This window comes from Leptospira inadai serovar Lyme str. 10, assembly GCF_000243675.2.
In the GTDB taxonomy this organism is placed as follows: domain Bacteria; phylum Spirochaetota; class Leptospiria; order Leptospirales; family Leptospiraceae; genus Leptospira_B; species Leptospira_B inadai.
Genome location: NZ_AHMM02000024.1, coordinates 326,857 through 352,916, shown reverse-complemented (window position 1 = coordinate 352,916; position 26,060 = coordinate 326,857). Strand labels below are relative to the sequence as shown.

The following is a 26,060-nucleotide window of genomic DNA, read 5'->3' as shown; positions in this document are numbered from 1 at the left end:
TTATGAATCAAGATTCCATTCGGATCAGTCATCCCCAGCCTGTAAAAATTCGCGAGGTTCGAACCAAAGGGACGTTCGATCTAAAAGAAGGAAAACTCCGCGGGTATTCTGAGAGTCTAGATTCTCCCGGAATCGGAGTCATTACGTTAGTCTTAGGAGAAGGATCCAGTTTTAATCAGATTCGGCTTCATTCATCCGAATCTAAGGCGGCCTATTTTCCCGACACATTCCGATTTGAAATTTCGTTGGATGGGAAAGTTTGGGAGCCTATTTTGCAAGAGACCGGATTCCGACGTTCCAATAAAAAGATCGGGCATTGGAATTTCTCTCTGGTTCGCGCTAACTTTCTAAAACTAGTCAGTAAGGTCTCCGAAAAAGAAGGTTCGAAATGGACGGTGGGCATAGCCGATCTGGAAGTGGGAGTTTCCGGCATCGTAAAAGTGGAGGTGAGTTCGGAGCGGGATCGGTTTTGGGTAAAAGAAAACTTGATCGATCAACGTCCGGATTACGGCTGGGCCTCCCAGGTATCGCCTCAACCTAAGGAGGAATTTTTTCTAGTGGACCTGGGATCTATCAGCAGGGTCAACGAGCTGAGGTTGCTTTCTCCCAAAGAGGCTCCGTCCTTTTTTCCCGAAACGTTTACGGTGTACTACAGCGAGGACGATCTGACCTGGAATCAGCTTTTGGAGGAAAATCAATTTCTTTCCGAACTCGGCGTTTGGTATCAGTGGAGATTTTTACCGGCAAATATTCGATTTTTAAAGTTCGTATCTAGGCCCCAAAAAAAGACGAATCAGGAGTCCTATGCGACTCGCATCGTGGAAGTCGAACTGTACGCAGCTCCTTATTTAAGCGACTTAACGCATAAACCGACGGCGGAACCTCTTCCCTATGCTACCGTTCTTCGTGCCGGGTTGGTCCGCCTTGCGGTCGACGGCGAAACTTCCGAAGGTGCCGCGGTTCAGGCAAATGATCGTCGCTTACGGGATTCTACCACCGAATATAAAGGGATCGTCGAGTTGGCCTCCGATGGAGAAGACAAGGAGGGCGTCGCGGTTCAGGGCAGCGATCGCCGCTTGAAGCACGCAAGTGAGACCACGTTCGGTCTTGTCAGGCTGGCCATGAACGGGGAGAACAGAGCGGATCGAGTCGTTCAAGGAAACGATGAGCGGCTAAAATCGGCGACCACGCAGGCCCAAGGAATTGTGGAGCTTGCGGAGAACGGAGAAACAAAAGAGGGAGTCGCAGTCCAGGGAAACGACGATCGTCTCAAGCACGCGAATATGAATCGATTCGGTTTGGTTCAATTGGCTTCTCCCGGAGAAGCGATTCCGGGGAAGGTGGTAACCTCGGATGACCCTCGATTGCGAGCGGCGACGACGGAAACATCCGGAATTCTAAGATTCGCTTCCAGCGGAGAAGATGCCGCGGGAGCCGCCGTTCAGGGGAATGATAAACGCCTAAAATTGGCCACCACTCAGACATTCGGAATCGTGCAGCTTGGGCGATCCGGTGAATCGAAGGAAGGCGTAGTTGTTCAGGGAAATGATGAACGATTGAGACATGCGAGTACGGAATATCCGGGGATTATCGCGTTGGCTCCTGCCGGCAAATCGATTCCGAATCACGCGGTATCTGCGGACGATCCTCGTTTGTCCGACGCCAGGTCACCGAAACCTCACAGTCATGATTACGCTCCCTTGGAGCACGACTTTAATTCGCATAGCGGATTCCTAAGAGTGAAAGGAACGGTCGAGGCGCCATATTTGAATATCTCACCTCCTCCCGAAAATAATGGGCTTATCTATGCGAGAAATGAGGCCGAGAAGGGTTCCGGTATCGTAGGATCAGGACGGCATATCGGAGTTCTTGCCTACGGAGAAAAATTCGGAGTGCGCGGGGATAGTTCTTCCGGCGACCGGGAATCGGCAGGTATTTTGGGGCTTGCGAAGCGAGGCTTCGGAGGATGGTTTCATTCTCGTTCCGGACATGCAGTGTATGCGAGCGGGAAAGGAATTCCCCAGTTAAATGAAACCGGATCCGGGAAAGCATTACTCGCGGAAGGCGAATCCGATTTTATCGGAACTATTTTCGTGCAGACGGGAAAAGGCACCGATTGCATTGCCCATTTTTTCCCGGTACAGTCCGGCGATGTGATTGCGGAAGGAGATTGGCTGGTGATGGGAGAAGACGGAAGGCTTCGTAAATCTAAAAATTCCAACGCCACCAATGTGGTCGGAGTTGCCGTAAAATCGGCAGCGATGGTATTGGGAGAAAAGCCGCATGTCGAGGGGCAGTGGTTAGTGGCGATCTCCGGAGTGGTTCTTGCAAACGTAGAGGCCCAGTCCCAGCCTATCCTACCGGGCGATCTGCTTTCTGTCGGGCTGACGGGAGGGCACGCAGTCCGGGTCTCTTCCGAAACTCTAAAGCACGGGGCATTGGTTGCCAAGGCCTTGGGCGCGCAAAGAAACGGCCGCGGCGTAATTCCGGTTTTATTAAGCTGCGGTTGACGCAAGCCTCCGGGATTTCGGAGGAAGGGAAATATGAAAAAAATTCTAGAAATATATACTAACGCAAAGGAACCCGTGTACTCCTTCGAGTTCTTTCCTCCTAAGACGATGGAAGGAGAAGCTAAATTATATGAAACCGTTACGGAGCTCTCGCGTGTCAATCCGGGCTATATTACGGTAACCTACGGAGCCGGAGGATCCACTCGAGACAAAACGATTCGACTCACTTCCGATTTGGCCCGAAAATTCAATCTGGCCGCAGCCGCGCATTTCACTTGCGTGGGAGGAAATAAGGAAGAAATACATACTATTCTAAAGGAGATCGAATCTTCGGGGATCCGCAATTTAATGGCACTCCGGGGAGATCCTCCTAAGGGCGAAGGCGCTTTTAGAAAAGTCGAAGGCGGTTTCGAGCACGCGAGCGAACTAATTTCGTTTATCAAATCGGAGGGTTTCGATTTTTGTATGGGAGGGGCTTGCTATCCGGAAAAGCATCCACAGTCAACGGACCTGGACAAGGACGTCGACAATCTGAAGAAAAAAGTCGATGCGGGAGCGGACTATTTGGTTTCACAGCTCTTCTTTAAAAACGAGATTTTCGAATCCTTTTTGAATCTAGTTAGAAAGAAGGGAATTCGGGTGCCGGTCGTTCCCGGGATCATGCCGATCACCTCTTTTTCGCAAATCGAAAGATTTAGAAGTATGGCCGCCTGCGAGTTTCCTGAGAAGCTTTTGGTGGATCTGGAAGAAGTGCAAAATCGTCCCGAAGAATTCTATCGTAGAAGTTTGAATTTTAGCGTGGAACAGTGTAGGGAGTTGATCGAAATGGGATCTCCCGGGATTCACCTGTATACCCTGAATCAATCCCATGCTAGCTATGATATCGTAAGGGAGCTTCGAGGAGAAGGAAAATAGTTTCGTTCTTCCTTTCGGTTATGTGAATAGCGTTGTTTCTCGCCCTGCCGGAACAAGGCCGGTACGAAGTGCTTCTTTGTATAACGTGGAAATCGCTCTTCTGCCTTCGTCCCCCAGGCTCCGGGAGAATTCATTTACATAGAGGTCGATATGAGCATCCACGACTTCTTTGCTCGTATCTTGAGAGTGGCGGAAAATATAATCGTACGTATCTTCCCGATTTTCGTACGCAAGGGATAAACTTTCTTTAATCGAGAAATCCAAATCCTCTTTTAGATTTTTCTCCAAATCTCTTCGGATTGCGATGCAGCCTAAAGGAATCGGTGCCCCGCTCGTTTCTTCCCACCATTCCCCTAAATCTCGAACTTTTTCCAGGCCTCGTTTTTCGTACGTGAATCTTTCTTCATGGATAACGACTCCAAACTCCGCTTTGCCCGACAATACTTGATTCAGAATCAGGTCGTAACGGATCGGGACCGGTTCGTAATCGCCTTCCAAATACAAATGAGTCAAAAGGTTGGCGGTGGTCCAGGCCCCCGGGACGAGAATTTTTTTTCCCTTAGGACTCGTGGCGGGAGTTCCCTTCCGTTTTACGATTAGTGGGCCGCAATTTCTTCCGAGCGCCGAACCTGAGTCAAGCAAGGAATACCGGTCCGCGACTTGAAAGAACGCCGCAAAGGAAAGTTTGGAGGAATGGAATTTTCCTTCTTTTGCAAAGCGATTCAGTTGCTCCACGTCATGCAATTCTTCTTGGATGGAAAACGGAGCCTTGGTCTTGCCTGCGATTAAATGATAGAAAATGAAAGTATCGTTCGGGCAGGGAGAATATGCGAGGCTAAGTTTCATACTCCCAGCCAAATACTTTCCTTTTCTTTGAAAACGAAAAAAGGAAGAAAGCTGGCCTTCCGGTATGAAAATAGGAAAATCTTGCAAAAGGGGGCTTTTTTGGAATCTAGTTTTATGCGGTTTCCCTACGGCAAAGAGCTCGAGGGAATACATACGATCGCGATGGATTTGGACGGAACTCTTCTGAATTCCCGCGGATGCATCTCTAGTTTGAACCATTACGTATTGAGCGCGGCTCTTGCCCAAGGAATTCGCTTAATCATTGCAACCGGAAGAAGGTTCTCTTCCGCCCTCCCCTTTGCGTTGGAATTCAGCGGGGACTTATTCGTCGTTTCCAATAACGGTCAAGTTTTACGTGCCAGCCCGACCGGGGCCAGGGTCGCTGAAACGTATCTTTCTCCGAATGCTGCGGCTGCCGTTTTGGACTCGGGTAAAAAATCCGGATTCGATCCTATTTTACATGTGGATCATTATGAGGACGGCGTCGATATTTTGGCGGAGTCGCCGATTACGGATCCTAAGTTTCATAATTACTCCGGAGGGGATTTGAAACGAAGTCGTGTGGTGAAAAATTGTTTGGATTACGGTAGCGATAGAATTCTGGTGGCCTGCTTTTTATCGCAACAAAAGGATCACTTGGTCGAGCTGGAAAGGAATCTGCTTTCTTTGCCCGAATCCGACCAATTCAGAACCGTCATCACGCGTATCCACGGGGTCGCGTATTGCTTGGAAGTTTTGGAAAAGAACGTTTCGAAATGGTCTGCGATCGATACTTTTTTGCGAGCCAACGGGTTGGACTCTGCGGGAGTCGTCGCTTTCGGGGATGAGAAAAACGATTGGGAAATGATTTCCCAGGCGGGATTCGGTTTTGCGATGAAGAACGCGATTCCCTATTTAAGAGATCGCGCAACATACGTTACGCGCTATAGCAATGATGAGGACGCGATTGCGATGACTCTCTTGGAGTTAGGCGCGCTTTGCTTTCCTTAAAGAGGATTCTTTTTTTACGGGCACGACTCTGCAGGAAGCACAGGCATCCTCATAACATCCATACCGTATTTCTTCCGAAGTGGGTTTTCCAAAAAGGTTTTTAAGTGAGGAGACAAGCGGAAAGAGAAGATAAATTGCGGTCGCTCCCACGATTGCATAAACGATATAATCTTGAATGAGAGTGTCCCAGACCATAGGGTCATTTTGAAAATGGTTCTCAATTGCGGCAACTCGAATATTTTCCAAATCCGCTGACAGTATTTTGACAAAACAAGGCGGGAATTCGGTATGATCTTTAGTAGAGATGTGGTCCACACTGAAGGTTTTCCATTCCGAAGCCGGTCATCGAGACGGGTTCCTAGTACCTGATTCATTTCAATGGAAGACCTGCATGAGAACGGTGTGGGTTACCGATTCCAGAATTCATCCCGAGTCTTTGGATCTTCCCGATACATGGGAAGTAAAAACGGGATACGAAGCGTACGGCCTCTTGCTAGAAATTATTTCCGGTCTTCGTTCGAAATTATTCGGAGAAACCGAAGTGCTGGCCCAGTTTAGACAGCGTTTTCAAGAACTTCCCTCTTCGGCGTTCGGGGAATACATTGCTCGTTTACGAGATAATTTAATCGAAGATTGTAGATCATTGCGTTCCGGATACTTGCAGAATTTGGGAGAGCAATCCTACGGTGGATTGGCTCAAAAATATTTAGCGAGTTCGGCAGGACCGGTCAGCAAGGTTGCTCTTTTAGGCACGGGACAGCTCGCCGAAAAAATGCTACCTTGGTTGAAGGGAGCGGATCGCAGCGTATGCATCGTTGGCCGAAATCTAGATCGTTTGGAATTTTTAGGAAATTCTTCCGGCTCTTCGACTGCATTTTGGGAAGACTGGTCTCCTCAAGGGGAAGCCTGGGTTATCGCTGCCCCGGTAAATTTAGAGCCTTGGATGGATAAACTTTCTCCCGGAGATTTGGTTTTGGATTTTAGGGAAGAGCCTCTGGAGTCTCGGTTGCCCGAGGGAGTGCGGTATATTTCCTTTGCCGATATGATGTCCTCTCTAAAGGAAACCGAAGAACGGACTCGAAAAGTTCGCGAAGAATTGGATTCTGTCCTAGCGAGACTTTTGGAAGAAAGAGAGTTGGAAGCGCATCAATTCGTTTTCGGTTGGGAAGACCTGCCTTGTCCTTCGTTTTAAGAATCGGCTCTAGAAAAAGTTCTCTCGCAAAACTCCAGTCTTGTCTCGTACGTGATGCCTTACTAAGAGCGCATCCGAATCTCAACATCGAACTATTTTTTAAAGAGGCCAGCGGAGACCAGGATTTGGTGACTCCGCTCTGGAAGATGCCGACTCGCGGGGTATTCACCCAGGATTTAACGAAAGAATTAACGGACGGAAATGTCGATCTAGTCATCCATTCTTATAAGGATTTGGACTTGGAAGGTCATGCCGGAACGGAAACGGTGATGGTTCTTCCGCGAGCGGACCAACGGGATGTCCTCCTCTGGAAACGTTCCACATTCGACAATCCTCCGAATGAGATCAAAATCCATTCTTCTAGTCCACGAAGGGAATATAATCTTTCCGCTTTTTTACCGCTCGCTCTTCCTCGTCGTCATCAAGGAAAGCCGATTTACTTTCATCCTGTGCGCGGGAATGTGCAAACAAGAGTCAGAAAATGGATGGAAGACGATTCTATTTCGGGCCTAGTCGTGGCGAAAGCGGCGCTGGACCGTCTCTTGTCTCGGGAATTTTCCTTTGCGGAGCAGCCGGAATACGTCGAGGTACGGGATCAGTTACGCTCCGTTTTGAACGAGCAATTGTTCATGGTTCTTCCTTTATCAAAAAATCCGAATGCACCGGCTCAGGGCGCACTGGCTGCGGAATTTCGCGCCGGCGACGACCGAGTCCGAGAACTTCTCTCTCCGTTGCGGAGCCTGTCGGAAGAGAGGAATGTCACGGATGAGCGTAGGCTTCTCTCTTTGTTCGGCGGAGGTTGCCACCAAAAAATAGGAGTCGCGGTTCATTCGGGCGAGTCGGGCACTGTGTTGTTTCTGCGTGGAAAAACGGATTCCGGCGAGGAATTGGATTCCGCTATTCGTTGGAAAGGCGATGATTTCCCTCGTCCGATTTCCGGTTCGCATGTTTTTCCTACGAAGAGACAAACCGCAGGAAGAACCCGACTTCCCCTCCCCTCTTCTCCGCCGACGGGCAGATTTTGGTTCGTGGCAAGGGCGGATGCATTCCCGGAGTCTTGGTCCAATCCGGAGCCCGATACGATTTTGGTTGTGGCAGGCACTAAAACTTGGGAGAAGTTAGCGTCCCGCGATCTATGGGTGCACGCGTCTACGGATGGATTGGGCGAAAGTGATGCGAAAAATCTCGGGACTCTTTTGGGGGAAATTCCGAACTTCGTTAAACTAACTCACGAAGAAAGCGGTATCGTCGAAGGAACTTGGGATCGTTTGCCCACATATAAAGTCGAATGGGAAACTCCATTGCGGGACGTATCGGAGTACTCTCATTTTTTTTGGATGAGCGCGACTCAGTTCGAGCGCGCATACAGAAAGGACCCATCCATCGCGCAGAAAATACACGCGACCGGGTCCGGAGCGACATATTCGTATATTAGAAATATCTTAGGAACAAGCGGGAAGGTTTATGCCTTCCCGAACTATGAGTCTTGGGTTAATGCTTGCAAGGGAGAGATCCCGGAATTTCTGAAAAAGGAAATAGGACATCTATGAGAGAATCGTACGGAATGGAGCTCAGAAGAAATCGGATTTTACCGGCCATGAGAAATTTGACTTCTTCCGAATCTTTGAATGCAAAAAAAATGATCCAACCTTTATTTGTTGCGGAATCCCTAAAGGATCGGGAAAGTATGCCTTCCCTGCCCGGAGTATTCCGAGATACGAAGGAAACCGTTTTAAAACAAATAGAGTCCGATTCCAAACTAGGCGTCGATCATTTCCTGCTTTTTTTAGTTCCGGGCAATAAGTCGAACGATTCCATTCCGACGAAATTTTACGAAGAAGTCATAAGCGGAATTAAACGGAATTTTCCGGAGGCCTTTCTCTGGATCGATACCTGTCTCTGCTCCTTAACTACCCACGGGCATTGCGGATTATTGGATGCCAAGGGTAGAATCGATAATGCTAAATCGGTCCGTCGCCTTTCGGAGATCGCTCTTTGTTATGCGAATTCCGGAGCGGACGGAATTTCTCCCTCGGATATGATGGACGGTCGAGTCGCAAGCCATCGCAAAATTTTGGACGAGCACGGTTTCGAGACGGTTCCGGTCATGAGCTACTCGACTAAATTTAAGAGTAACTTTTACGGTCCGTTTCGGGAGGCCGCGGAGTCCGCTCCGGGTCGTGGAGATCGATCTTCCTATCAAATCGATGTGCGTAATAAGGAGGATTCTCTCCTGTGTTCGTTAAGGGACGCGAAAGAAGGAGCGGATTTGCTTATGGTAAAGCCGGGTCTAACCGCAATTGATTTAATTCATCCGATACGAAACGCAACGGGGTTGCCTGTGGGAGCATACCAGGTAAGCGGTGAATACGCGTCATTATCCCTTCTCGCGGAAAACGGGTTTTGCAAATTCGAAGATGCCCTGAGGGAGACCTGGCAAGTGTTCGGCCGGGCCGGAGCTTCGTACTTGATTACGTATGCCGCGAGACGCGGAAAGGAGATCTTCGCTTGAAATCGTACGGCACATCCTCGGAACTTTTTGATCGCGCTAAAAAGGTCGCTCCGGGAGGAGTTCATTCTCCGGTAAGATCCTTCCGATCCGTAGGAGGAACTCCCGTATTTTTTCAAGCCGCAAAAGGGGCCTCATTAACGGATGTGGAAGGAAAGCAGTACATCGATTATTGCTTAAGCTTCGGCCCTTTGCTTTTGGGTCATCGGGATCCTGAAGTGGAAGAAATCGTCCTGGAGACCGCCTCGCTGGCGTGGAGCTTCGGTGCGGTCGAGCCTTATTCCCTGGAGTTAGCCGAGTGGATCGTCGCGCGAATCCCTTGGGTGGAAAAAATCCGTTTTGTGAATAGTGGTACGGAAGCGGTCATGAGCGCGTTGCGGGTGGCCCGTGCCGCGACCGGTCGAAATAAAATATTGAAATTTGACGGATGTTATCACGGGCATTTGGACGCCCTTTTGGTAAAAGCCGGCTCCGGTTTGGCCGGGGAATCGTCTTCGGATAGTGCCGGGATCGGTTCTGAACTTATACGAAATACGTTAGTCCTTCCTCTCGACGACGAGAAAATGGTCGAAGATCTATTCGAGATGGAAGGGAAGAATATTGCCGCTCTTGTGATCGAGCCTTTACCTGCAAATTACGGATTATTGATACAACGAAAGGAGTTCCTGCAAAAAATCGTGGCAGTCGCGCGAAAGCACGGGGCCTTGATTTTGTTCGACGAAGTGATCAGTGGATTTCGCGTCGGTCTTACGGGAATGAGCGGCGAATTGGGGATTCGCCCGGATTTGGTGACTTACGGCAAAATTATCGGCGGAGGGTTTCCGGTGGGTGCGTATGCCGGCCGAGCGGAGCTAATGGATTTAGTCGCTCCTCAAGGGCCCGTTTATCAAGCCGGTACATTAAGTGCGAGTCCCTTCGGCATGAGAGCCGGATTGGCGACTCTTATAAAATGCGAACGGGAAAACGTGTATTCGATCTTAGAAGAAAGAACGAAACGGCTATCCGAGGGACTCCTTTCAATTTTTAGAAAGTATGATCCTGAAACCGACTGGGCGGCGGAAACTTACGCATCGCTATTTTGGTTCCATAAAAAAACCGCCTCCCCCATTCGAACCGTCGATGGGATTCCTGCGGGCCATAAGGAATCTTTCGCGAAAGTATTTCATTTATTATTGGAGAACGGAATTTATCTGGCGCCTTCCGGTTATGAAGTGGGGTTTACCGGCTTTGCACACACTGCGCAGGTAATCGCGAAAACCTTGGAATTGGCGGAAGAAGCTTTCAAAAAGAATCGATCGTAAACCGCATGCACCTCCTTAAATACAAAAAAATTCTCCTTCCGCTGGCATGGATAGCGATTACCGTTTCACTGGGGAGCTGGTGGCTTTTTTTGGGGCTTCGCCAAAATCGCATGGCTACGGAATTAGCGTCTAGGATCGGCGGAATCGCGGAGCAAGAGGTTCTGGATAAGTTAGAAAGACAAAGTGTTATGATCAAGATGGAGGGAGCATTCTTCCTCTCTATGCTCGTAGCCGGCGGAATTACTTTAGTATGGCTGACGTTTCGAGAATACAAACGTAATAAGCTCATTCAGGATTTCTTTTCGACCGTCACTCACGAAATGAAAACTCCGTTGGCGAGTTTGAGATTGCAGGTGGAAAGTCTTTTGGAGGAAAGTCCCAATCCTTCGACCGATAAGCTTCTTCATCGACTTCTTAAAGATTCCGTACGAATCGAATCCCAAATGACCAAGGCTCTCTACCTCGCCAGTCTGATGCGGTCCGAGGGATTGTATTTGGAAGATACGAATCTTCCGGATCTAGAGGAAAGTTTTAAGGACGATTGGTCGGAATTAACGTTGATAACCGAATGGACCTGCGCGAGAGTCAAGGCGGACCGCAAAGCTTTAGAAAGCGTTTTCAGAAATCTTTTAGAAAATTCCGTTCAGCACGGCAAAGCGACGAAAGTTAAAATATCTACGGAGCCGATTTCCGGCGGAAGAGTAAAGTTCGAATTCCAAGATGACGGGATAGGTTTTCACGGCGATCTTCGCACATTAGGTAGACCGTTTATTCGACATACTTCGACAAGCGGCACCGGGATCGGCTTGTATATCATCAAGAATCTTATCAAGAAAATGGGCGGCAATTTCGTTTTACGCACTTCCGAATCCGGAGGATTTCGAGCGGAATGGACTCTTTTCGCTTCCGGAAAAGGAACTAGATCGACATGAAGGCCAAGCTTTTACTGGTGGAAGATGATCGGTCTTTGGGAGAAACTCTTAAAGAGCGGTTGGAGAAGGAAGGATACGAAATGATTTGGACCGTATCCGCGCAATCCGCAAGAACCTTGGCTTTGGAATCCAAGCCGGATCTGATTCTTTTGGACGTGCGATTGCCGGACGGGGACGGATTCGAATTGGCGGCGGAGTTGCGAACCCGCAAAGATTGTCCGCCTTTTCTTTTTTTAACGGCACACTCCGGTGCGCCGGAAAGATTAAGAGGATTCGAACTCGGAGCGGAGGAATTTATTCCTAAGCCCTTTCATTTAAAGGAGCTTCTCATTCGAGTCGGGCACGTATTAGAATCTCATAAACATTCGTTTAAGAAAACTAAATACGTTTACGAAGGATTTACATTGGATTTTTCGGGATATTCCATTCACACGCCGTCTGGAGAAGAGATACATCTCTCCAAGAGGGATTGCGCGTTGTTGAATCTGTTGGTGGAAGAGCGACAACGAACGGTAAGCCGGGACGAGATCCTGGACCGCCTTTGGGGAGAGGAAAAATTTCCCACGAATAGAACGATAGATAATTCCATTGTCCGTTTGCGCCAAGCGTTCGGAGACAAAGGCGAGGAAGCCATCCGATCCGTGAGAGGTGTCGGTTATCAATGGGTCGGAGATTTACGGGATGCCTAATCAGAAATTTACGAATGCTTTGCAATGTAAGGCCCAATCGATTCCTCCGATCTGGATGATGCGACAGGCGGGCCGATATCATTCCCACTATCAAAATTTACGAAAGAAGCACACGTTTGAGGAATTATGCAAAATTCCCGAACTGGCTGCAGAAGTTGCCTTTGGTCCCGTCGACGATTTCGGATTCGATACTGCAATTCTGTTTTCAGATATTCTATTTCCCCTGGAGGCGCTCGGAATGGGTCTAAAGTTCGGGGACGACGGCCCTAAACTCGGCTGGCAATTGGCACAGTCTAGCGATTTAGGAAGAATGCATTCTTTGGAGCAGGCCGTCGATTTTATGGGTTTTCAAAAGAAGGCGGTGGCCTTGACGCGTAAAAGAATTCCCGAAGATCGGTCATTGATCGGGTTTATCGGAGGTCCCTGGACCTTGTTTTGTTACGCTACATTAGGAAAACATGATGGAAATCTGATTTTACCGAAAGTTTCGCCCTTATTAAGGGAGGGGTTCTATAAAAAACTTTTACCCTTATTACGCGAGAACATTCGGCTTCAATTGGAAGGCGGCGCCGAGATCGTCATGATTTTCGATACGGCCGGTGGTGACGCTTCTCCCGGTTTCTTTAACGAGGCGGTGTTCCCCCCGCTCCGGGAGTTGGCGGAATCCTTTCCGGGAAAGATCGGTTATTATGCGAAAGGAATCTCCTCTCAAAGTTTGGGATCGATCCGGTCCTTAGCCGGACTTGCGGGTTTCGGAGTGGATCATCGCATCGAACTTACTGAACTTTTCGGAAAACGAAAACAATTTATCCAGGGGAATTTCGACCAGGCCATGTTGTTTTTGGATCCCGGCGAATTTCGAAGCTATTTGATGAAATGGTTGGAGCCATTCTTAAGATTGACGCCCGATCAACGCTCCGGATGGATCTGTGGACTAGGCCACGGAGTTCTTCCTAAAACTCCCGAAGCGAATGTGCGCAATTTTGTAAAAACCGTGAGGGAAGTATTTGCATGAAATCACAAATAAATCTGATAGAAAAATATGATGTTCCCGCTCCGCGTTATACTAGTTATCCTACGGTTCCCTATTGGGAGGATAGTCCGACTCGCTCGGAATGGTTGACTGCGGTTCGGAATAGAATTCTTCCGGAAGATTCCTCGGTCGCTTTGTACTTACATATTCCTTTTTGCGAAACCCTTTGTTCTTTTTGCGGGTGCAATACTTCGATTACCAAAAACCATACGGTGGAAGAACCGTATATAGGGACCTTGTTAGAGGAGTTTGCGAATTATGTTCGGTCTATCCCGGAATTGCTTAAGCGCGAATTGAGAGAATTGCATCTAGGAGGAGGCTCCCCCACTTACCTCTCCGAATCCAATTTAAAAGCGTTGCTTACTCCGATTCTTAATTCTTGGAAAACCGCTGAAAATCCCGAGTTTTCGTTGGAAGTGGATCCTAGAAGGACTAGGTCGACGCAACTAGAAGTCTTACGGGATTTCGGATTTACTAGGATCAGTTTAGGTGTTCAGGATTTTGATGCGGAAGTACAGAGGCTAGTAAATCGAATCCAACCCTATGAACTTACCGCCGGTATCACGGAGGAGGCCAGGAAATTAGGTTACACTTCCGTAAACTTCGATCTTATATACGGCCTGCCTAGACAAACTAAGGAGAGTATACGGGATACTATATTAAAAACTTTGCAATTACGTCCGGACAGGATCGCGTTTTATAGCTACGCGCACGTCCCTTGGATTAAGGCTGCTCAGAGGTTGTTTACCGAAGACGATCTTCCGAAGGGATCGGAAAAAAGGGAACTCTATGAAATCGGGCGAGAGATGTTTCTAAACGCAGGTTACAAAGAAATCGGTATGGACCATTTCGCCCTGGAAACGGATTCGCTTTATACGGCTTCTTTGGACGGAACTCTTCATCGTAATTTTATGGGGTATACCACTCGCTCTACGGATCTACTCTTGGGTATGGGAGTCTCGGCTATCTCGGATAGTTGGGACTGCTTTTATCAGAATGAAAAAATTCTGAAGAAATACCAGAGAAGAATTCAAGAAGACGGCCATGCTTTGCTTAGAGGACATAAACTTACTGGCGAGGATTTACGTCAGCGCGAATTGGTTCTAAGACTGTCCACTACGGGCAGGGTGGAGGTTCCTGAGGAGATTTTCGAGGAAGTCAGGCTCTATTTAGCCTCCATGGAAGACGATACTTTAATTAAGTGGGAAGGTCATACCCTTGTTCTTACGGACCTCGGTAAGCCTTTTCTTCGAAACGCTTGCACAGGTTTGGACCTGCGCTTGAGAAGAAAAAGTCCTGAAAGTAAGGTTTTCTCGCAATCTATTTGAACAAACGGAGCGATTCGATTGTTTGATAAATTGGTGCGAAAACGGTAAAATGAACGTTTTGGAAATAAATTACTTCTCGTCTAATACTATCGGGGGAGTTCCTCAGTTTTTAGGGTTCATTACTAGGAATTGTTAAAGTTATAGAATGGTTTCATCAGCGTTTCGAACGATTACAACGGTTCTCATCCTCTTTTTATTACCGGCGGCGATATTTCCCGTAACCATTCTATTGCGCGAAGGCGGCAAAGTAAAAGGCGATCTAGTTACGCAGAATCAAGCATCGGTAATCATCCAGACCGAGTCGGGCAAACGCGCGATCAATAAAAAGTTAATCTTAAAAGTCTTGTATAAGGATGTTAGCGACGACGAGGAAGCGAAAATTCGCGCCGCCGAAGAGAAGAAGATCGCTAATACCAAGCGAGAAGTCGTCGAAAAAGAGAAGGCAAGGCAACTACAACAGGATGAAGCCGATCGACTTCGGCGAGAGGAAGAGCAGCGCAAAGTCGTCCCTGCAGCCTCTAAACAGGATGCGATAGAACCCGGAAAGGCCTTGCTTCGATCCGCAGTGTTGCCAGGGTGGGGACAATTTTATAGCGATCGAAAAGTTTTCGGAATTTTATGGCCGACTCTGTTCGCGGCGGCCGGCTTTGCTTCCTACGATAAATATAGAGTCTACCGTAATGCGGTTCGAGATTACGGAACATTAGGAAATCCTTATTCACAAACCGGAATCATCGGAACTGCGCTGGGTATTAACGCAGTATACATGCCTCCGACATCGTCGGATCCTGTGACTCAATACATTCTGGATAAGAACTACAATTTAATCCGCCAAAAGCGAGCGGAGGCGGATCGGGATTTTCAACATTATCAAGAAGCTTTATATGCATTAGGCGCTATTTATTTGCTTAATTTAGTCGATGCTTATTTCTTTGCCAACTTTGGCAGAAATTTGGTAAAAGTTTCCGACGGCACGAATTCCGGCCTCGTCTTATCGGTGTTACCTTCGAATATCGGCCAAGCGAATTTAAGCTCAACCGGATCTTCTTCGGCTTCTTTTTTGGAAACCAAATATTCGTTCGGTTATAGATTCAGCTTCTAAATAAGAGAATTTGATTTTTCTTATCCACTAATAAGCTACCTTTCAACTTTTTATTTAGGGTATTTTATTGCCAGAACGATCGGGGGTTCTACGATGTAGCCGTGGCAAAACCCATTCCAGATCGAGTTATTATCGGCGCCGGATTTACCGGCCTTGTCCATGCATTCCTTGCAATCGAAAGAGGAGAGACGGTCGTAGTTTTGGAAAAGAGAGACGGGACCGGCGGTTTAATACGTTCGGTTCGTACCGAATACGGCATCGTGGAAACGGCCGCTAACGGAATCCTAAATTGTTGGGAATTGGAGAGGCTTGCTTCTCGACTCGGGTTGGATATTCTGCTCCCCGATTCCGCGTCTCGAAAAAGATATATATTCTCCGATGGAAAACCGAGGCGGTTGCCGCTTAAATTCGTAGAAATTATCAGATTCGTTTACGGCGCGATCTCGAAACCCTCCAAACCGGAGCCGGGCGAGTCGGTACTTCGTTGGGGAAAACGGGTTTTGGGGGAAGGTGCGGTATCCAAAGTCGTCGAACCGGCGTTAGGTGGAATTTACGCCGGGGATTTGGATTTGATGTCGGCGGAGTTCGTTTTCGGCAAGTTTTTGTCGGAAGATCAGACTCTCTGGAAAAACCTGAGAGCATATTCGAAATCCCTAAAGAATCGTCCTAGACTTTCGCCTGCGCGACGCGGTACGGTCAGCTTTAGAGGCGGAATCGGCACTTTAATCCGCGCGCTGGAAGCGAGAGTGACTCAGGACGGAAAGATTCTGTATGACGAGGATGTATCCGGTTTACGCGAGCTTAGAAAGAGATTTCCCGGAGCGAAGATTACCATTGCCACGGGTCTGGCATCGAGTTTGAGAATTTTGAAGAGCGAATTCCCCGAACTGAAAACCTACCAAGGTGTTTTGGAGTTATTGCCGATCGTAAGCGTTACTAGATTCGGCAGGGATTCCGTTCTGAGAGGGAAGAAAGGATTTGGAATCCTCTTCCCGAAAGATCATAAATCCTTTTCATCCGAACTAGGTCTCCGAGTCAGGGGAATTTTGTTCAACGATTTTATCTGGCCGACTCGAGCGGAAAACGGAATACACTCCGAAACATTCATTTACGGAGGAGCCGGAGATCGGGAAATCGCGACTAGATCGGAGGATGAAATCATTGATATCGTCGAGGATGATAGAAAAAAATTGATTCCCGACAGTCTGGATCCGATCAATCATTATGTGACTATATGGAAGGAAGCGTTACCGGTATACAGCCCGCAACTTTATGCATTTAATAGGGATTTAGATAGGATTCTTCCTCCGGATATCAAAGTTGAAGGGAACTTCAGACAAGGTATCGGCTTGAAATCCATTTTAGAAAGGGCCTTTGCGGGTAATTAGATGTCTTATAAAAGAGGTTGGCGATGAAATACGAAGACTTAGAGAAGCTAAACAGTCTGAAAGAAAAGGGTGCGATCTCTCAAGAAGAATATGAGGCGGAAAAAAAGAAGATTTTAGAGACTCCTTACCCGAATCAGAATGAACGCCTGGGAATGACGGTAAATCAGTATTGCATGCTTCTGCATTTGTCTTTATATTCCGTATTCGTATTTCCGGTCGTCGGCATGTTGGTTCCGCTGGTTCTCTGGTTGCTCGAAAAAGATTCGGATCCGGAGGTCGATGCCCACGGCAAGATCGTTATTAATTGGCTAATCAGCTCGTTGATCTATGGGGTAATTTTTGGGATTCTATGTATCGTTCTGATAGGAATTCCATTTATTCTTCTTTTGGGCGTATGTTATGTTTTGTTTCCGATTATCGGGGCGGTGAAGGCCAATAGCGGTATCGAATGGGAATACCCTTTAAGTCTGCATTTTTTAAAAAAAGAACAATCTCAGTAGGAAAAATGTTCTAGATCGGAATCAGCGCGCTAGGCAAATCGTCTTTTCGCGTTTGGGATCGTACCCTCCGCAAGTTCTACAAAGGCAGTCGCCCTGCCCTCCCCTTTCGACTGCGATTTTTGCTTCGAAGACGAACCTGCTGAGTGCCTCTAAAAAGGCGGGGTAAGTTCCGGGTGCGGGGATCCGGTAATATTCCGTAACGCCTAGAGAAAGAGCATGGTCCCTTATTTGTACTCCGATCTCCTCCAGAGTTTCCAAATGGTCGCTGACAAAACTAATAGGGTAGATCGCGATTCTCTTGACGTTTTTTGCGGCGAGCTCCGCAATTTTGTCCAGGGTATTGGGACTAGTCCATTTTGCCGGCCCGATTCTGCTCTGGAAAGAAAGATGAATCCGGCCTTGAAACCCGTCGGCCCGTAATAGAGATTCTAAATCCGAAACGTTTTGCGCTATTTCTCGAACATATACGTCCCCTTTTTGAATCAATTTAATGGGGATTCCGTGAGCGCTGAAAATAAGATCTATTTCCTGCCAATTTCGAATGCCGCCGCTTTGTAAGTGAAGAAAGTTCTCCGGCTTCAAATTTCCTTTAAAATAATCTAGGATCAGATTCTTTACGGATTCTAGATATTCAGGGCGCTTGGAGAAAGGAGGCACCCAGCCGGGATGACCGGAAGGACAAAGTCCTAATTTTTTTTTCAACAACATCGCAGACGAAAGGACTGTCGATCGAGAATACTGCGGGTATAAGGGCAAAATAATAACGCCTTTTCTCGGGTCGGTCCAATCCTCTCCTAGGTCCCTCAGGTCCGGGAAGCCGCAGCTCATCGCGATCTTCACCTCCCATTTTTCTCCGGATTCTTCCAGAAGTTTGCGCAATTCTTCGGCTTGTTTTTCCGTTTCGGAGACTAGGGGGGAGCCTCCGCCGAAACCCATCGAGGCGTATGTCTTCGCGACTTTTTCGGCTCTGGAGACCGCGATTTTTTTTGCCATCCATTTCCTTAGAAACTCCGGGACGGACAGATCGAAAACGAACGGGTCTTCGAAGAGGTCCAATAAAAATTTCGGGATTTCCGCGGAGCTTCTCGGTCCGCCTAAATTTAAAAGAAGGAGTCTGTTTTTCAAGCGGCCTCCGATGGTGCTATTCTGACGAGATCCATTCCAAGTAGTTGGTAACGGAGAATTCGAGATTATACTGCTTGGTGTTTAAATAATTTCTATAATGACCTGCCGCGTTCGATAAAATATCATTCGAACTGATCCCGCCCCTGGTTTGGAAACTGCCCGATCCGTACAGTCTATTTTCGGTCAAGCGGAGGAAGAATAGCCAGGAATCCACGATCACCCCTCCCCCGATATTCGCCTCTATTCCGTAGCCTGCTGCATCTCCGATGAAATTCAAACTTCTTTGATAATGATAATCTCTGAAATGAGAATACCAGGTGCTCCCCAAAAAAGCTCCTTCGAACATCCATTTTCCGTCGGAGTATCTATATCCGATTCCGACCGGCAGTTCCCACGTGCTATTGCTGAAGCTCAGTCCCATTCCGATCGGTCCGTAAAAGATAGGGTTGGATGCGATCCATTGATTTACATCGTAAAGATAGTATTTAAAATAAGTATAATGAATCCCCCCCGTCACAAAAAGACCTTGGCCGTTTTTTCGCGCGTCCGGGTCGCTGGACCCGAAATATCTTCGGACGGATAGGCTTAGGCGGTCTTGTTTCATTTTCAGTTTTCCCCGGCCGTCGGCGAAGTTTTTCGAGCCGCTGAACGTATAAGGAGTATCGTAGAAACTCCATTCCCGAAATCCGAACTTGGCCCCCCTTTCGACGGAAAAATCAGCCAGGGCAAAATCCTCATCCTTGCCCTGCCCCACTCTCTGGTATCGGCCGTTACTTCTGTATCCGAAGCTGAGTTCCCATTTTTGCCACCAATGTCTGAGTTCGATTCCTCCGTATCCGAAATTTCGATTGTACGAAATTCTGGATCCCGCTTTTGCCCCGGAGAGATTCGGATACTTTGTTCCGGATTCGAAGATATGCTCTCCGCCGTTTTCGCCCATTAGTAAAGTCGCGGAAGATCTGGCCCAAAATGTTTGCCAAAATCCGGTATTCCTCGACTCGACCTGTTCTTTTTGGGAACGCGTTCCGATTCCCGAATTTTCCGTAGATTGGAATGGGTCTTTTTTTTCGATTTTTTGCGAGTATGTAGTCGATTGCGGGAACAGTAACAGCGAGAGGAGTAGGAGTCCGGCTGTCGAAAAATGTTGTTTTTTCATTTTATATCCGGATCCGGGAAGGGTGAAACGATTTCACCCCGGTTGCGAACCCGGGAAATGGAAATACTAGGATTCTCCCCTCCCCGCCCTCGAGCAATCTCGTTTTTTCGGGCCTGGGCCAATAATGAGACATAGGTTTGGTTGACAAAACAGGTCGAAAGGGGGAACAAGAAGCAAAGGTCTTCGATAGGAATGAAAGCGAGGTTGTTGGACGTTCATGAGATTCTTTCGGAATATGCGATAAGCTCCGAAGAAGAGTTTCAAAGTAAAGCTGAAGCTTGGGGGATTCCCGTTCAGGGAAAAGGAAAATACAAGGAAGAAGTGTTGGACAAATACTTTCGCAAGAAAAAGACGAAAAGTTTTGAATCGGTGGTGATTGCCGTTTCGAACCAAAAAGGTGGAGAGGGTAAAACCACAGTATCCATATGCCTATCGGAAGCATTGGCAAAGTCCGGACGTCCAGTGCTTTTGATAGATTGGGATGCCCAAGCAAATATAACTCAGCTATACGTCGGTCAGATTGAAAAGTCCATATATCATACCCTAGGCTATAGGGGGGATGCGATCCTCTCGATGTCGGAGATTATCGTAAATCTTGCCCCGAATTTAGATTTAGTTCCGTCCTCCATTCACCTTGCAAATTTCACGACTCCGTATGAGAGAGACGACTTCGAATTGCTGAAGGATGCACTTTTGCCCGTCCGATCCTCTTACGAATATATTATAATAGACTGCCCTCCGTCTTTGGGGCTGATTTTGGAGAATGCTTTGATCGCTTCCGATTTGGTTCTCGTTCCGATTCAAACTCGCGCTTTTAGCGTGCAAGGCCTAAAGGATCTACACGGTACGATCGAAAAAATTCGCAGGAAAGCTAATCCGGATCTGGGATTATTAGGGGCGGTATTGAACCAGTACGAAGATTCCCGAGCTTTGTCGGGATTGGCTGACGCTATTCGGAAATACTTTCCGGTATTCGATTCTGTAGTTTATCGTCGGGAAGCGATCCCGCAATCGCAGGCGAAGAGGAAATTACTTTCGGAATATGATCCCAAGGCGATGCAAATGTTTGCGGCTTTAGCCGAAGAAGTGGTAAGGAGGGCAAATGGCAAAGAGAGCTGAATTTGCGGGAATGGATCTTTTGACCGCCTTTGGCGGGGAAGATTCCTCCCGAAAGGAAATCCCGATTCAAGATATTCTCCCTAACCCCGAACAGCCGCGGGTTTTCGGGAAGGAAGAGGTCGGCGATTTGACCGAATCGATGCGGAGACTTGGAATGATCGAGCCGATCGTAGTTAGAAAAATCGGAAAGAAGTTTCAAATCGTAGCCGGAGAAAGGCGTTATCAAGCAGCCAAGGCCCTGGGATGGAAATCCATGGCTGCGGTGGAAACGGATGCCTCGGAAGATCGCTGCTACGAGATGGCTTTGGCCGAGAACGAAAAGCGCAAAAGTTTGAATCCCTGGGAAGTCGGGCGTGCGATTCAGTACCTCCGAAAAGAAAAAAAGAAAACCGCCGATGAAGTCGCAAAATTGCTCGGTTATACGGAGCGCTACGTAAAGCAACTAAGCTCTATCGCAAGGCTAGATCAAAAATCCGTCGCCGATCTATTGCGCAGCGGGAAAGATGCTTCGGTAAAGAATTTGGAAAGTCTTTTAAAGCGCAAGGAAGGCCGAGGGGGTGAAACGATTTCACCCCGGAAAACAATCGAGAAAGTAACCTTGGATTTAAAGTCGCTCCCATCCAAAACTCGAGATTCTTTTTTGCGCGATCTCGCAGTTCTAAAGAAAAAATACGGGCTGAGTTGAAAAACCGCGGTTCCAGTTTTGATTATTTTGACCCTCTGGAATAAATTTTCTAATTGGATAAATTGCGGCACAAAAAAGCATTCCCCCTAAAGCGGACTCCGTTCGCTTAGGGATAAAATGAAAATAGGAATTATCGTAGGATCGCATCGAAAAGAATCTCAGTCCGCAAAAGTTGGAGGCTTCCTCGCTTCGAAATTAAAGGAGATGTCGGTTCAAACTTGGATTTTCGATTTAGGGAAGACAAGGTTGCCGATTTGGGATGAAAGTTTTTGGGACGGCGGCTTAGAATGGGACTCTCTCTGGAAACCGATCGATACGGAACTTAGGGGCTGTGACGGCTTTGTAGTAGTGACTCCGGAATACTCCGGGATGGCGAGTCCTGCCCTAAAGAATTTCTTTTTATATGCGGGGTTGCCCCAGCTCGGTCATAAACCCGCGTTACTCGCCGGTGTCTCATCCGGTCGAGGAGGAGCTTTCCCGGTGGATGAGCTTCGCTCAAGCAGTTATAAGAATAGCAAACTTTGCTATATTCCAGAACAATTACTTTTTCGCGACGCGGAACACCTTGTCAATGCAGGTGATCCGATCTCTCAGGAAGACTCGTATATACGGGAGAGAAGTTCCTTTGCACTTAAGGTTCTTATCGCATATGCGGAAGCCCTTTCCGAAGTCCGGGAATCGGGAGTCACGGAAGACCCTCGATTCAAGAACGGGATGTCCTAGAAGTTACATCGGCGTTCGCGTTTTTTTAAAGAGACGTAATATTCTCGACCCTCCATTCCAAATTAACCAGGGTAAGGTTAGATTTACGATCCATGTGAAGAAGTAGAAAGGAACTTGGATCCACCAAGGATCGAACGGATTTTGGGAATGAAAAAAATGAATCAGTACTGGATGCAAAAGGAAGATTCCTAAACTTCCTTCCCCTAAAGAGCAAAAAATGCGGTAGGGGAGGGGGGGGGTCCCCTTCGCTTCTATATTTGTTCCCCAATGAAATAGGATCAAAAACATTCCCAACGGATAAAAAATCAAATGATTTGAAACTTCGAAATCGAATCCGAATGTTAATGCAATGCTGACGAAAGCATAAACGAATAGGAGGAAGCCGAGTAATTTCCAAAACGAGCTTCCTGTCGGAATATTCCCGAGAACGTTTTCCAGTATTTGCGGATGGCGAAATTTCGCCGCTGAAAGAATTCCCGCCATAAAAAAGAATATAAAATGGGTCAATAAAACGGGCTCCCAGGTTTTAAATCCGAGGTCGACATAATCGAAAATATGATTGGAGATTAAGTTAATCGTTAACGAGAGAAGGAAAAGAACCACCCAAGAAGTCCTATGAAGGGATCGAAGAATAAACGGGAAGAGTATGTAAGCTTGTACCATCAAGGGGACGAAATAGAACGGGGCGAATAGGGAGCCTTTTAGGTAGGCTAAAATCCATTCTCTCCAATCGGGAGGAAATCCGAATTTTACGCTAGCTCCTAGGAGAAATACGCAAGTGTAGGGTAAAATGAGGCCCGAAATCTTGGGTTTCCAGTATGAGGAAGGGCTCGAGTACGAGAGGTAGATTCCCGATGATATTAGAAAGGCGGGAACGGAAAACCGGGCTAAATTGGACACGGACAGCGCCCAACTCGAAAATGGTTCGTTCGGACCGAAAAACTTGTAATAGGAAGCAAGGTGGATGGCGACGATGCCGGAGATGGAAATTCCCCGGATAAAATCGACGACTGCACTCCTGGATTTCGGTTTGTTGTGGGGTTGATTAGTGCGATGATCGAATAGGGAACGGAAAGAAGGAATAAAAAGGAAAAGGATCGCTAAGAATAGCAATCCGAGACCTTCTAAGCTTAAGGAAAGGATAGAATTCATCGAAACGAATAGTCTATTCTAATAGAGAGTTGGCAAGCTAGATCGGAAAAGTTAGGGAGAGAAAGCAGGAATCGAATGAATAAAATCGCCGTACAAGCAGGACAAGTGATCTTTCGAGAAGGAGAAAGCAATAATGCCATGTATATCGTGCTCTCTGGTACGGTAGAAGTTTTCTTTACGCACAAAAACACCGCAACTCGGCTCGCCCTTATGAAAAAAGGGGATTTTTTCGGGGAGATGGCTTTGTTTCGCGCCAAACCGCGCACGGCGACAGCAAGGGCGGTTCTGGCCACCGAGTTGGCCGCGATCGAGAGTAAGCAGCAATTGGAAAAGTATCTTCTTGCAAACCCCGAATTTGCCGCTAAAATGGTGCGTATCTTGGCGGACCGCCTGGCGAATACGAACGAACTTTTGATTTCAAAGCTAAACGAAATTACTACGAAAGAAATAGAATATCAAATCCAGGATTGAAGAATCCATTAGGAAATTCTTTCCTTTTACGAATCGCAGGGGAGGTTGGGTAGTACCTCGAAACGATGCGGTTATTTTCAAAATTAAAGCGACTCTGCCTGCGAATGAATCGAAATAACATACTGACCGTCTCCTTCTCCGGATAACTTGGAAAGCCGACTCATGGAGGAATTTGGAGCTCGGAATAGAGCCATAACTTGACTGATACTGCTAGGCTTCATTCGAGCTTTTCTTCCGAGTATCAGGAGGATATTTTTTAGAAAAACGGCCTCTAAAATTTCTCGAGCCTCTTTCTCTCCAAAGGACGGGAACGCTATATGTGTTTACTTTGTCGGGTTCTTTTTTAACGGAAATTAATGAAGCCAAAGTTCGCAAATTCAGGATACGGATGTTTTGAAGTAAAACACAGTCGCTGAATTCCAAGCGCCTAACAATTATTAGGTATTTTAGTTAGTAAGTGATTCGGTTTTTACCGGCTGCCTTCGCTTCGTACAATCGAGAGTCGGCGATCGAGTAAAGTCGATTGCTTTCTTCCGTATCTGCGGGGTATTCCGATACGCCCCCGGAGACGGTGACTTCTATCCCGAAGTCGTTTTTGGAGGAATTTCGAAGATACGTTCTGAACCTTTCGATTGCAACGCTGGAATTTTTCCGAGTCGTTTCCGGAAGGATGACCGCAAATTCCTCTCCTCCGACCCTACAACTGATATCCTCCGTTCGGAAGGAGTACATAAGGGTTCCCGCAACAAGCTTTAGGATATCGTCTCCGAATGCGTGACCTTTCGAGTCGTTGATCTTTTTAAAATCGTCGAGGTCGAATAAAAAAAGACAAAAGCTACGTTTGTACCGTTTGCTCCGAGTGATTTCCTTATTTAGGACGAGATTAAAGTACCGTCGATTGTAAATGCCCGTACCTTCGTCGATTACCGCGTTCAGGATGATTTCCTCGAAGGAATACATGTCCACGATTTTAGGGTTCTCGATGAGGCGATTCTTAAGATAAATATAATCGAGCAAGGCTACGACGAAATTCATGCTTCGCCCCAACTTGTGGCTTATATCTTCCGCATGAGAATAAATTTCCTTCCATAGAGTGCGGGCTTCCGACTCCGGTAGATCTAAGTTTGCGACGATTCTAAAGAAATCGGAATAGAAGAAATCGTGCTTCTTCCCCATCTCCTCGAACTTGCTCGCCAATCCGGCTAATGGAGTTTGCTTGTCGTTTACGATTTCCAGAATAGCCGATTTGCGTTCCGAAGAAAGCTGGCCAAGCCCCTTAAATCGATCCCGCATTTCCAGCAGTTCTGTCCTTGCAAGGCCTGCCGCGTTTTCCTGAGCGTTTAGAATATTCTCGGCTTCCTTGAGTTCTTGCTCGCCGAGCTTGGAGATTCGTTCGTATAATTCGACAAGCTTTTTAAGTCTTTCGATCTCCTGGTCTTTCGAGTTTATTTCATCTTCTAAATTTCGCATTTTTGGATACGGAACCGGTCCATTGCTTTGATCCCAGGCAAACGGGTTGGGAACTCTTTATGCCTATTTTTTTCAGGGTATTTTACTGGTAAAATAATTCCTTTCCCATCTAGCTGGTAAACCAATTAAATGAAGAAAAAGGGCGTTTCTAAAAATGTCGGAAAACCGTACTCGTAAAAAAGTTATTATTACCGGAGCAAGTTCCGGTATCGGGCGTGAACTGGCCCTTCTTTACGGAAAATCGGGCCACGATTTGGCCGTAACCTCTCGCAGAAAGAAAGCTTTGGACGATCTTGCGAAGGAAATTAAAGCCTGGAGTTCCGGCGGTAAGGTCATCACTAAGGCGCTCGACGTATCGGACTCGGAGCAGAACTTCAAGGTCTTACCGGCTCTGGTCAAAGAGTTGGGCGGTGTGGATCTTTTTATCGCTAATGCAGGGATTTCGACTTCGTCTTCGTTCGGTGAGAAAAGCTTTCAGGCCGATAAGAAAGTCATCGAGACGAATCTGATCGGCTTGATGGCCGGGGCCTCGGCACTGATCGACGATTTTAAAAAACGGAAAAGCGGCCAAATAGTCGGGATCTCATCGGTCGCGTCCTTTAGAGGATTGCCCGGGTGGTCCAGTTACAGTGCTTCTAAGGCAGGGGTATCCACTTACTTGGAAGCCTTACGAGGGGAAGTCAGAAAATACGGAATCAAAGTGACCGTGATTCATCCGGGCTTTATCGATACGCCGATCAATCAACAAATGAAATCTAGACCTTTTGTGATTCCGGTTTCTTTAGGCGCACAAAAAATTTATGATAGAATCGAGTCAGGTGTCCGTTCCGCGACTGTGCCTTGGTTTCCATGGGTTCTAGTGGGAGCATTAATGAAGATTGTACCCGAATTTTTCTGGGAGAAAATCGGATATAAATAGGGGAA

General features: G+C 47.3%; 26 protein-coding genes. 19 read left to right on the top strand and 7 right to left on the bottom strand.

Translation table 11 applies throughout. From position 1 onward, the window contains the following. Window positions 1-2: 2 nt before the first annotated feature. Both LEP1GSC047_RS15480 and metF read left to right on the top strand, forming a co-directional pair. Window positions 3-2,510, top strand: coding sequence for a discoidin domain-containing protein (locus LEP1GSC047_RS15480; RefSeq protein WP_010409997.1), 2,508 nt, complete (start codon window positions 3-5; stop codon window positions 2,508-2,510). Window positions 2,511-2,543: 33 nt separating this feature from the next. Beyond that, entirely contained in the window at window positions 2,544-3,425 is an 882-nt protein-coding gene (gene metF / locus LEP1GSC047_RS15475) for a methylenetetrahydrofolate reductase [NAD(P)H] (RefSeq protein WP_010409995.1), read from the top strand. Window positions 3,426-3,443: 18 nt separating this feature from the next. On the opposite strand, the gene LEP1GSC047_RS15470 is transcribed toward metF, so the two are convergent. After that, entirely contained in the window at window positions 3,444-4,271 is an 828-nt protein-coding gene (locus LEP1GSC047_RS15470; RefSeq protein WP_039935316.1) for a 1,4-dihydroxy-6-naphtoate synthase, read from the bottom strand. A gap of 114 nt (window positions 4,272-4,385) precedes the next feature. On the opposite strand from LEP1GSC047_RS15470, the gene LEP1GSC047_RS15465 reads away from it, so the two are divergent. Continuing rightward, window positions 4,386-5,261 carry a Cof-type HAD-IIB family hydrolase gene (locus LEP1GSC047_RS15465; protein WP_039935314.1) on the top strand — a complete coding sequence of 292 codons (876 nt, stop codon included), beginning with the start codon at window positions 4,386-4,388 and terminating at the stop codon, window positions 5,259-5,261. On the opposite strand, the gene LEP1GSC047_RS22565 is transcribed toward LEP1GSC047_RS15465, so the two are convergent. Beyond that, entirely contained in the window at window positions 5,238-5,576 is a 339-nt protein-coding gene (locus LEP1GSC047_RS22565; protein WP_010409989.1) for a hypothetical protein, read from the bottom strand. The two genes, LEP1GSC047_RS15465 and LEP1GSC047_RS22565, sit on opposite strands and share 24 nt — an antisense overlap. Between LEP1GSC047_RS22565 and LEP1GSC047_RS15455 the strand changes: the two genes are divergently transcribed. The 11 genes from LEP1GSC047_RS15455 (at window position 5,566) to LEP1GSC047_RS15405 (ending at window position 17,235) form a co-directional block, all read left to right on the top strand. Further along, on the top strand, window positions 5,566-6,453 hold the full coding sequence (locus tag LEP1GSC047_RS15455; protein WP_020988918.1) for a hypothetical protein: 888 nt from the start codon (window positions 5,566-5,568) through the stop codon (window positions 6,451-6,453). The two genes, LEP1GSC047_RS22565 and LEP1GSC047_RS15455, sit on opposite strands and share 11 nt — an antisense overlap. Further along, complete coding sequence (locus LEP1GSC047_RS15450) at window positions 6,438-8,003, top strand: hydroxymethylbilane synthase (protein WP_010409985.1); 1,566 nt, start codon at window positions 6,438-6,440, stop codon at window positions 8,001-8,003. The genes LEP1GSC047_RS15455 and LEP1GSC047_RS15450 overlap by 16 nt, the downstream gene beginning before the upstream one ends. A 14-nt stretch (window positions 8,004-8,017) precedes the next feature. Next, window positions 8,018-8,965, top strand: coding sequence for a porphobilinogen synthase (hemB, locus tag LEP1GSC047_RS15445; RefSeq protein ID WP_039935309.1), 948 nt, complete (start codon window positions 8,018-8,020; stop codon window positions 8,963-8,965). Continuing rightward, window positions 8,962-10,263, top strand: coding sequence for a glutamate-1-semialdehyde 2,1-aminomutase (gene hemL, locus LEP1GSC047_RS15440; RefSeq protein ID WP_010409982.1), 1,302 nt, complete (start codon window positions 8,962-8,964; stop codon window positions 10,261-10,263). Before hemB ends, hemL begins: the two co-directional genes overlap by 4 nt. Before the next feature lie 5 nt (window positions 10,264-10,268). Next, a complete protein-coding gene (locus LEP1GSC047_RS15435; RefSeq protein ID WP_010409980.1) occupies window positions 10,269-11,195 on the top strand; it encodes a sensor histidine kinase in 927 nt (308 codons plus the stop codon). Further along, window positions 11,192-11,884, top strand: a complete 693-nt coding sequence (locus tag LEP1GSC047_RS15430; RefSeq protein WP_010409978.1) for a response regulator transcription factor — start codon at window positions 11,192-11,194, stop codon at window positions 11,882-11,884. Before LEP1GSC047_RS15435 ends, LEP1GSC047_RS15430 begins: the two co-directional genes overlap by 4 nt. Further along, the gene (locus LEP1GSC047_RS15425; RefSeq protein ID WP_010409976.1) at window positions 11,877-12,899 is read left to right on the top strand and encodes a uroporphyrinogen decarboxylase family protein; all 1,023 of its coding nucleotides are present in this window, start codon (window positions 11,877-11,879) and stop codon (window positions 12,897-12,899) included. The genes LEP1GSC047_RS15430 and LEP1GSC047_RS15425 overlap by 8 nt, the downstream gene beginning before the upstream one ends. Next, window positions 12,896-14,245, top strand: coding sequence for an oxygen-independent coproporphyrinogen III oxidase (hemN, locus tag LEP1GSC047_RS15420; protein ID WP_010409974.1), 1,350 nt, complete (start codon window positions 12,896-12,898; stop codon window positions 14,243-14,245). Before LEP1GSC047_RS15425 ends, hemN begins: the two co-directional genes overlap by 4 nt. A gap of 145 nt (window positions 14,246-14,390) precedes the next feature. Then, window positions 14,391-15,347, top strand: coding sequence for an LA_0442/LA_0875 N-terminal domain-containing protein (locus tag LEP1GSC047_RS15415; RefSeq protein ID WP_010409972.1), 957 nt, complete (start codon window positions 14,391-14,393; stop codon window positions 15,345-15,347). Between the two features lie 101 nt (window positions 15,348-15,448). Continuing rightward, a complete protein-coding gene (hemG, locus tag LEP1GSC047_RS15410; protein WP_010409970.1) occupies window positions 15,449-16,735 on the top strand; it encodes a protoporphyrinogen oxidase in 1,287 nt (428 codons plus the stop codon). A gap of 23 nt (window positions 16,736-16,758) precedes the next feature. After that, entirely contained in the window at window positions 16,759-17,235 is a 477-nt protein-coding gene (locus tag LEP1GSC047_RS15405) for a magnetosome magnetite crystal formation protein family (RefSeq protein ID WP_010409968.1), read from the top strand. Window positions 17,236-17,256: 21 nt separating this feature from the next. On the opposite strand, the gene hemH is transcribed toward LEP1GSC047_RS15405, so the two are convergent. Continuing rightward, entirely contained in the window at window positions 17,257-18,360 is a 1,104-nt protein-coding gene (gene hemH / locus LEP1GSC047_RS15400; RefSeq protein WP_010409966.1) for a ferrochelatase, read from the bottom strand. Between the two features lie 16 nt (window positions 18,361-18,376). Further along, window positions 18,377-19,516, bottom strand: a complete 1,140-nt coding sequence (locus tag LEP1GSC047_RS15395; protein WP_010409964.1) for a putative porin — start codon at window positions 19,514-19,516, stop codon at window positions 18,377-18,379. Between the two features lie 192 nt (window positions 19,517-19,708). Between LEP1GSC047_RS15395 and LEP1GSC047_RS15390 the strand changes: the two genes are divergently transcribed. The 3 genes from LEP1GSC047_RS15390 to LEP1GSC047_RS15380 all read left to right on the top strand — a co-directional run bounded on the left by LEP1GSC047_RS15390 (window position 19,709) and on the right by LEP1GSC047_RS15380 (window position 22,043). Then, the gene (locus LEP1GSC047_RS15390; protein WP_010409962.1) at window positions 19,709-20,635 is read left to right on the top strand and encodes a ParA family protein; all 927 of its coding nucleotides are present in this window, start codon (window positions 19,709-19,711) and stop codon (window positions 20,633-20,635) included. Beyond that, complete coding sequence (locus LEP1GSC047_RS15385; RefSeq protein WP_010409960.1) at window positions 20,619-21,320, top strand: ParB/RepB/Spo0J family partition protein; 702 nt, start codon at window positions 20,619-20,621, stop codon at window positions 21,318-21,320. Before LEP1GSC047_RS15390 ends, LEP1GSC047_RS15385 begins: the two co-directional genes overlap by 17 nt. 117 nt (window positions 21,321-21,437) lie before the next feature. Further along, a complete protein-coding gene (locus tag LEP1GSC047_RS15380) occupies window positions 21,438-22,043 on the top strand; it encodes an NADPH-dependent FMN reductase (RefSeq protein WP_010409958.1) in 606 nt (201 codons plus the stop codon). 3 nt (window positions 22,044-22,046) lie between these two features. Here the strand turns inward: LEP1GSC047_RS15380 and LEP1GSC047_RS15375 are convergent, their stop codons facing one another. Next, window positions 22,047-23,195 carry an acyltransferase family protein gene (locus tag LEP1GSC047_RS15375; protein WP_010409957.1) on the bottom strand — a complete coding sequence of 383 codons (1,149 nt, stop codon included), beginning with the start codon at window positions 23,193-23,195 and terminating at the stop codon, window positions 22,047-22,049. 75 nt (window positions 23,196-23,270) lie between these two features. On the opposite strand from LEP1GSC047_RS15375, the gene LEP1GSC047_RS15370 reads away from it, so the two are divergent. Further along, complete coding sequence (locus LEP1GSC047_RS15370) at window positions 23,271-23,666, top strand: Crp/Fnr family transcriptional regulator (RefSeq protein ID WP_010409954.1); 396 nt, start codon at window positions 23,271-23,273, stop codon at window positions 23,664-23,666. Window positions 23,667-23,749: 83 nt separating this feature from the next. Here LEP1GSC047_RS15370 and LEP1GSC047_RS21710 read toward each other — a convergent pair whose 3' ends face one another. Both LEP1GSC047_RS21710 and LEP1GSC047_RS15365 read right to left on the bottom strand, forming a co-directional pair. After that, a complete protein-coding gene (locus tag LEP1GSC047_RS21710) occupies window positions 23,750-23,887 on the bottom strand; it encodes a hypothetical protein (protein ID WP_020988853.1) in 138 nt (45 codons plus the stop codon). A gap of 229 nt (window positions 23,888-24,116) precedes the next feature. Continuing rightward, window positions 24,117-25,136 carry a GGDEF domain-containing protein gene (locus LEP1GSC047_RS15365; RefSeq protein ID WP_010409951.1) on the bottom strand — a complete coding sequence of 340 codons (1,020 nt, stop codon included), beginning with the start codon at window positions 25,134-25,136 and terminating at the stop codon, window positions 24,117-24,119. 154 nt (window positions 25,137-25,290) lie between these two features. On the opposite strand from LEP1GSC047_RS15365, the gene LEP1GSC047_RS15360 reads away from it, so the two are divergent. Continuing rightward, window positions 25,291-26,055, top strand: a complete 765-nt coding sequence (locus LEP1GSC047_RS15360) for an SDR family NAD(P)-dependent oxidoreductase (RefSeq protein WP_010409949.1) — start codon at window positions 25,291-25,293, stop codon at window positions 26,053-26,055. Window positions 26,056-26,060 lie beyond the last annotated feature (5 nt).